General features: G+C 72.8%; 4 protein-coding genes and 1 rRNA gene. 1 reads left to right on the forward strand and 4 read right to left on the reverse strand.

The annotated features are described in order from the left end of the window. Positions 1–187: 187 nt before the first annotated feature. Positions 188–304: ribosomal RNA gene (gene rrf, locus EBO15_RS42060) — 5S ribosomal RNA — on the forward strand. Positions 305–419: 115 nt separating this feature from the next. Here the strand turns inward: rrf and EBO15_RS42065 are convergent. From EBO15_RS42065 to EBO15_RS42080, 4 genes are all read right to left on the reverse strand, one after another. Continuing rightward, complete coding sequence (locus EBO15_RS42065) at positions 420–1,463, reverse strand: DUF6528 family protein (protein ID WP_233616846.1); 1,044 nt, start codon at positions 1,461–1,463, stop codon at positions 420–422. A 227-nt stretch (positions 1,464–1,690) separates the two neighbouring features. After that, positions 1,691–3,343 carry a DNA repair helicase XPB gene (locus tag EBO15_RS42070; protein ID WP_122200030.1) on the reverse strand — a complete coding sequence of 551 codons (1,653 nt, stop codon included), beginning with the start codon at positions 3,341–3,343 and terminating at the stop codon, positions 1,691–1,693. 196 nt (positions 3,344–3,539) lie between these two features. After that, positions 3,540–5,084, reverse strand: a complete 1,545-nt coding sequence (locus EBO15_RS42075; protein WP_122200031.1) for a TROVE domain-containing protein — start codon at positions 5,082–5,084, stop codon at positions 3,540–3,542. 402 nt (positions 5,085–5,486) lie between these two features. Continuing rightward, positions 5,487–7,585: helicase-associated domain-containing protein (locus EBO15_RS42080; RefSeq protein WP_122200032.1), on the reverse strand; the 2,099-nt coding region annotated here is incomplete at its 5' end.

Consider the following 7,585-nt stretch of genomic DNA (forward strand, 5'->3'; position numbering starts at 1 on the left):
GTACTAATAGGCCGAGTGGCTTGAACACACTGAGCGTTCAAACCAATCGCTGCTGTTCGAGATGTTCGCGTCCCTGTGTGGTTCCCAGAAAACAATCTGGTTGAATCGCATGATATTTTGATACTGAGCTTTAACGGCTCGGACGAGACTTGCCGGCCCTGCTTGTTTGGGGGTTGTGCGTTGATCGTTCGGTGGTTATGGCGAGGGGGAAACACCCGGTCCCATCCCGAACCCGGTAGTTAAGCCCCTCAGCGCCGATGGTACTGCATGGGAGACTGTGTGGGAGAGTAGGACGCCGCCGGACTTATATTGGGTGGGGCCCGCCACATTGTGGCGGGTCCCACTTCTTTTTGTTTGCGTGTGTGTTGGGGGAGGCCCCGCCATTTTCGTGGCGGGGCCTTTTTGCGTTTGTGTTCGGCCTACTGGTAGGCGGGGATGAGCCAGCGGGCTCGGTAGTAGGCGGTCTTTGTTCTGTTCGGGGTGAGTTCTACGGGGTGCCAGCCGGGAGGTGTGTAGAGGCCGGCGTAGGGCGTCGTCCAGGAGTGGTAGCCGGGGGCGGGGGCCGGGAAGGTGAGCAGGACGCGGCCGGTGGCGGGGTCGTTGCCGATGGACTTCGGGAAGCGGCGGTAGCTGCCCGTGTGGTCCGGGGTCGGGTTGCCCGCGTTGAGGGTGGCGGCGCCGGGGAAGTCGTTGCAGTAGCGGCGGCCCGCGCCGTCCAGGTGGGGGCGGGGCCAGTTCACCTCGGTGGGGACGAGCCTGCAGCGTCTGGAGGCGTTCTTGGAGAACTGGGTGACGCCGCCGCTCGTGACGATCCAGAGGCGGTCCCTGTGGCCGTAGACGGGCTGGACGTCGTGACCGAAGGACGGGACGTTCTTCGACGCCGCATGGGCGGACGAGCGTGGGAGCTTGTAGTCGACCGGGGACCCGAGGTCTCCGGAGCGGTACGGGTACTTGGTCAGCCGGTCGTTGCCGATGGCCCACAGGGCGCGCAGGGACGGGTCGTAGAGGACCTCGTGGGCGCCCGGGAAGGCGCGCCGGGTCAGGACCTTCGCTCCCCTGCGGGAGAGGATCCTGATGCTGCCGCCGTCCTCACCGGCGGCGTCGGCGATGGCGACGTTGCCGTCCGGGAGGAACTCGACGCCGTGGACGTTGGCGGAGCGTCCGCGGCCTGCGTGCGCCGACCACTTCCGCTTGAGCCCGGGGTAGGTGTAGACGGCGACGTAGCCGGAGGCGTCGTCGGCGATCGCGAGGACCCGTCCGCCGTAGGGTCCGCCTGGGCGGAGCTTGACGTCCACGCCGCCGCCCCAGGACGAGATCGGACGCCAGCGTTTGGTCGGCTTCCAGGTCCGGCCGGGCTTCGGGGACGGGTAGAACTCGATCGACCTGGTGGCCTCGTTCACGGCCGCGATGGGTGTGCCGGTGGCGTCCTCATCGATCGGGGACGCCGAGGCCGGGCCGTCCACGAAGGTCAAAAACGAGGCGGTGAGGCCGGCGGTGACCGCGGCGTGGGCCAGGCCGCGCGGGGGGGCGCGGGAGGCGGCCGCCGCCGCGGCGGCCGAAAGAAGGGGGCATGGACGCTCCTCCCGAACGACGACGAGAGCGCGCCCATGATCGCTATCAGTGGTGGGTGATGTCGAGCGATACGGGTGTTTTCGTCGTCATGTGAAAAGGAGCGGGTGACGAAGTGGCCCTAAATGTCCTCGCCTGACAGGACGGCGTCCGCGTCGACGATCCGGTAGGCGTAGCCCTGCTCGGCGAGGAAGCGCTGGCGGTGTGCCGCGTAGTCCTGGTCGAGGGTGTCGCGGGCGACGACGGCGTAGAAGCGGGCGCCCGCGCCGGACGCCTTGGGACGCAGGAGCCGTCCGAGCCGCTGAGCCTCCTCCTGACGTGAGCCGTAGGCGCCGGACACCTGGACGGCGACCGTCGCCTCGGGGAGGTCGATGGAGAAGTTGGCGACCTTCGACACCACCAGGACGTTCTGCTCGCCGGCCCGGAACGCGTCGAAGAGGCGCTCGCGCTCCTTCACGCGGGTCTCGCCCTTGATGACGGGGGCGCCGAGGAGCTCGCCCAGTTCGTCCAGCTGGTCGATGTACTGGCCGATGACGAGCAACTGCTCACCCGCGTGCCGCTTGACCAGGGCCTCGACGAGGCGGGTCTTGGTGTCGGTGGTGGCGCAGAAGCGGTACCGCTCCTCGGGCTCGGCGGTGGCGTAGGCGAGCCGTTCGGAGTCGGTGAGGGTGACGCGGACCTCGACGCAGTCGGCCGGGGCGATCCAGCCCTGCGACTCCATGTCGCGCCAGGGGGCGTCGTAGCGCTTGGGGCCGATCAGGGAGAACACGTCGCCCTCGCGGTTGTCCTCGCGGACGAGGGTGGCGGTGAGGCCGAGGCGCCGCCGGGCCTGGAGGTCGGCGGTCATCCGGAAGATCGGCGCGGGCAGCAGGTGCACCTCGTCGTACAGGACCAGGCCCCAGTCGCGGGCGTCGAACAGCTCCAGGTGCTGGTAGACGCCCTTCCGGCGGGTCGTCATGATCTGGTACGTGGCGATGGTGACCGGGCGGATCTCCTTCTTGGTGCCCGTGTACTCGCCGATCTCGTCCTCGGTGAGGGTGGTGCGGCGCAGCAGCTCCTGCTTCCACTGGTGCGCGGAGACGGTGTTGGTGACCAGGATCAGCGTGGTGGCCTTGGCCTTCGCCATGGCCGCGGCGCCGACGGTGGTCTTGCCGGATCCGCAGGGCAGGACGACGACGCCGGAGCCGCCGTGCCAGAAGGCGTCGGTGGCCTCGCGCTGGTAGGGGCGCAGCTCCCAGCCGTCCTCGTCCAGGTCGATGGGGTGGGCCTCGCCGTCGACGTAGCCGGCGAAGTCCTCGGCGGGCCAGCCGAGCTTGAGCAGGGCCTGCTTCAGGGCGCCGCGCTCGCTCGCGTGGACGACCACGGCGTCGTCCCCGACCCGGTCGCCGATCATGCCCTTGATCTTCTTGGCGCGGAGGACCTCCTCCAGCACGGCGCGGTCGGTCGAGGACAGGACCAGGCCGTGGTCGGGGTGCTTCTCCAGCCGCAGCCGGCCGTAGCGGGCCATGGTGTCGGCGACGTCCACGAGCAGGGCGTGCGGGACGGGGTAGCGGGAGTACTTCAGCAGCGCGTCCACGACCTGCTCGGCGTCGTGCCCGGCGGCGCGCGCGTTCCAGAGCGCGAGCGGGGTCACCCGGTAGGTGTGGATGTGCTCGGGCGCGCGTTCCAGCTCGGCGAACGGCGCGATCTCCTGGCGGCAGGCGTCGGCCAGGTCGTGGTCGACCTCCAGCAGCAGCGTCTTGTCGGACTGGACGATCAGCGGCCCATCGGTCACGGAACGGTGCCCCCAAGCTCATCGGACGGCGGGTGGGACGGGGTCTGCGGTCGGACGCGGCGACGGGACGCGCCCGCGCGTGGAGCGTCCGCGGACGGGTCGGTCTGCGCACGTTACCCCGAGAACACAACGTCCCGGCACCGTCCGGCTCTTCCCGGGGGTGTCCGCTGTGACGCAGCGGACACCCCCGGGAAGATCAGAAGGGCCGGCCGGTGGCGTGGCCGGACTCGATGAGGGGGATCATCGCGAACGCGGCGTCCGACAGGCCCGCGAAGGTGTGCCGGGTCGCGGTGCCGGACGGCCCGTGCCCGTGCCGGTAGCCGACCAGGTTCCAGGTGTAGACGGGGATCTCGGCCGGGACGAGCGAGGTCGGGTCCGGTCCCCAGGACTGCTCGTCGGTGACGATCACGACGCGGTCGTGCCCCCGGTAGCGGGCCCGGAGCGCCTCGGCGGTGTGGGTGCCGCCGAGGTCCCCGAACCGCTGGACGATCTTCAGGACGGACTCGCCGGGTCCGCACGGGACGGCCTTGTGGCGGGTGCCGAACTGGACGAGGTCGGCCCGCTCGGCGCGCAGCGCGAGCGCCGCGCCGAAGACGGCCGCCGCGTCCGCCGCGGTGAGGTCGGAGCGCGCGGACAGCGGGCCGAACAACGAACCGGAGCGGTCGACGAGGATCAGCGTCCGGCCGGGCAGGGACGGGACGTTGGCGAGCGAGGCGTCCAGCGCGCGCTCCAGGGGCCCTGCCCAGCGCAGCGAGGGCGCCGCGCGGTGGGCGGCCAGGAACCGCATGGGCAGGACGCGGGAGCGTGCGACCTGGTCCGGGGCCGTGAGGCGGGCCGCGACGCGTTCGGCGACCTCGTCCGGAACGCGCGCCTTGTCGAGGTTCCGGAGGTTGCGGAGCAGCGCGAAGTAGCCCATCGACGGGATGATCCGCTCCCAGAAGGCGCTGGTGAGCGGTCCGCCGAGCCAGCCCGCGAGAGACTCCCAGGTCATCCCGGCGGCGGCCAGGACGTCGGTGGCGTCCGGACGGTCGAGGAGGGCGCGCCGCTCGCCGCGTGGGAGCGCGAGCAGGTCCGCGCGGGCCCGCAGCAGGGTCAGCGACTCGGGGACGATCTCGTCGTGGCCGTGCCGCCGGTCGATCGCGTGCCGGAACAGGTCGCCCTGCCGGGCGTCGGCCGCGCGCGGGTGGGTGAGCTCCAGGACGTCCGCGAACCGGACGATCCCGGTGTCGTGCTTGATCAGGGACCGCTCGGTGTAGAGGACGCGGACGGCGTCCGCGACGCCGCGCTTGACCGGCTGCGGCAGCGCGCGCCCGAACCGCGACCGCCAGTACGCGAGGAGCTCGCCGGGCTCGTCCGGACGGCGGAGGGCGGCGCGGACCAGCGCGCGGTTCCCGCCCGGCGCGTCCGCGGCGAGGCGGGCGGCGACGCCCTCGGCGGCGGCCACGACGCTCGCCGAGCGCATCCCCGCGGTGTCGCGGAGCCAGCCGATCATGCGGGCCAGCCAGTCCGGGTCGTCCACGGCGACCTTCCCGACCAGGTCGCGGAAGCGGGCGTCGCGCTCGTCGGCCCGCTCGTAGAAGGAGTTCTCGCCCACCATGTTGGAGACCGCGAAAAGGAAAAGCTCGCTCTTGGTGTCCCGCGCGTAGGCGGGCGTTCCCTCGTGGTCGAGGGCGGTCGGACGCGAAAGGCTCTTCACGGGGCTGGGTGCGCCGACAATGCGGCCGCGGTTGAACTTGGACATGGTGAACCTCCTGAGAGGCGGAAAAGAAAAGCCCCTCCCGATGTCGGAACGGCGGGAGCGTTACGTCACGGCTGATTTCTCGCCGCGACGTGCCGAAGTGGCTCCGGCCGGGACATCGGGAGGGACGGGAGCGCGCCCGAGACCAGGGCGGCTGCGGTACATAGGCGCTCTAGGCCGCTGAGCTACCGTCCGTCGAGCCGGACGGGCAGGATTCGAACCTGCGTCACCCCGTTATCAGCGGAAGTAACCGCTGCCTACGCACCGGGCGCGCGTTTGGGGACGGCTTGCTTGCAGCCCGAGGGCTCTCGTTGCGGTGTGTGCATTTCCGGAGCCCTCCTTTTCGGGCCGTCGTCGCCGTACGAGGAACACCCTGCCCGGAGAAAGGAACCGGCGGCAACCGAATTATTCGGGTTTGAGTTCCGTGACGCCGGTGATGCGGTGCAGGGCGAAACGGTGGACGGCGGCGCGGGTCGCGTCGAAGCCGGTCAGGAAGCCGCCCTCGACGCGGATCGGCTCGACGATGCGGCTGGACGCCTGGCCCTGCTGGTCGAGGTAGCCGATCCAGACGCGGGCGCCCCGCTCGACCGCGCCGCGCAGCAGCTCGACGGTCGCGACGGCGGGAGAACGCGGCGGCTCGCCGTCCGGGCCCTTCGCGGCGGCCTGCCGGGCGGCGCCCAGCCGGGACGCCTCCTCGCCCGCGCGCAGCGCCCGGACGGTCGCGGTGATCACCGAGTCCTCGACGGCGTCCGGCGGGCGCAGCCGGACGATCTCGGCGGACGGCGGCGGCTCGGCGCGGCGGGCGTCCGGACGGGTGACGATCACGCCCCCGCCCGGCGACTCGGCGACCGGGGCGAGGCCGAGCCCGCGCAGCCCGGTGAGCAGGTCGGCGCGTCCCAGCCCGGACGCCAGGACGGTCGGGGCGAGCCGGTGCAGCCGCAGCGGGTCGGCGCGGCGGTCGGCGAGGATCTCGTCGAGCGTGGCCGGGTTGTCCGCGCGGACGTAGGAGACGAGCGACCCGACGCGGAGCTGCCCGTGCCGCCGGGCGACGTCCTCGACCAGGTAGGCCAGCGGCTGCGGGACGGGCGTCGCGGAGTGCCTGGTCAGCATGTCGAGCAGGTCGGAGGCGGACCGCCCGGCGTCCAGGGCGCGCCGGACGGACCCGCTGGTGAACCGGTAGACCGTCGCGCCGCCGGTCGACTCGACGTCGGCGGTGAGCGCCAGCTCGCGGGCGAGGTCGGTGACGAGGGGGCCGGGCGCGACGGCGGTCAGGTCGGCCTGGATGAGGACCTTGTCGCCGGGCTCGGGGAGGTGCTTGGCGAGCGTGGACTCGGGGTCGGCGCCGTCCAGCAGGTCGCGGGCGAAGGAGGCGAGGACGCCGAACCCGGTGAGGCCGAGGACGGCGGCCTCGCGCAGCGACCAGTCGACGAGCCGGTCGCGGAGCGGGCCGCCGCGGCGCGGCTGGAGCCAGTCGAGCCGTTCGCGGACGGCGGTGGCGGTGACGGGGATCCCGGCGGGCGCGTCCGCGAGGATCGCCAGGGTCGCGTGCCGGGTCGCGGGGGCGCTGCCGTGCCGGGCGGACTCGCTGAGCGCGTTGACCAGCCGGTCGCGGTCGTCGCGCTCGCCGACCAGGCCGGGGACGCGGTCGGTGCGCAGCCAGCCGTGCGCGAGCTCGGTCCAGCGGCCGGCGATGTCGCGGCGCAGCCACAGGTCGTAGGCGGGCGTCGGCAGCCACTCCCCGTCCAGGTCGCCGGACCGGGTGAGCAGGCCCGCGGCCTGGGCGATCTCGGCGAGCAGCGCGGCGCGCCACTCCGGGACGTCGAGCAGGGTCGCGGCGGCGCGCAGGTCGCGGACGGCGAGACCGCCGCTGCGCAGCACCGGCGGCGGCTCCAGGCTCCAGCGTTCGAGCAGCTCCTCGATCTCCCGGACGACCGTGAACGCCTCGCCCGCCGCGCCGCGCACGATGGTGTCCTCGTCACGGGCGCGCGTGTCCGTGGCGAACGGGGGCGGGTCGGCGGCGAGGTCGCGGAACAGGTGGCCGCCGCGCAGGTGGAGGGCGACCTCGCGCGGGACGGTCACGGTGCGGTCGTCCTCGGCGGCGAGCAGGCCGCGCGCGAGGAGCCGTTCGATCGGGGTCTCGGCCGTGTCGACGCGGACGGGACGGCGGGCGTCGGCGACGCGTCCGACGGGCGGGCCCCAGACGAGCCGGCCGAGCGCGGCGCGGGCCTCGTCCCCGGCGTCCTCGATCAGGGCGGACGGGTCGGCGAGGCGCTCGGAGATCCGCGCGATCAGGCGGGTCGCGTCGCTGAAGCCGCGCGGGAGCTCGCCGTCCAGGTCGGTGACCAGGGCGGTGAGCCGGTCGATGGGGTAGGAGGCGAACACCTCGGCGGCGGGCGGGCCGAGCCCCGCCGGGTGCGGCAGGGTCTGCCGGACGCCGGGCGCGGCGCGGGAGGCCCGGGAGCCCCAGACGAGCGCGTCGCGGCGGAGCGTCGTGAGCGCGGCCG

The organism is Actinomadura harenae (genome assembly GCF_003696215.1).
Lineage (GTDB): Bacteria > Actinomycetota > Actinomycetes > Streptosporangiales > Streptosporangiaceae > Spirillospora > Spirillospora harenae.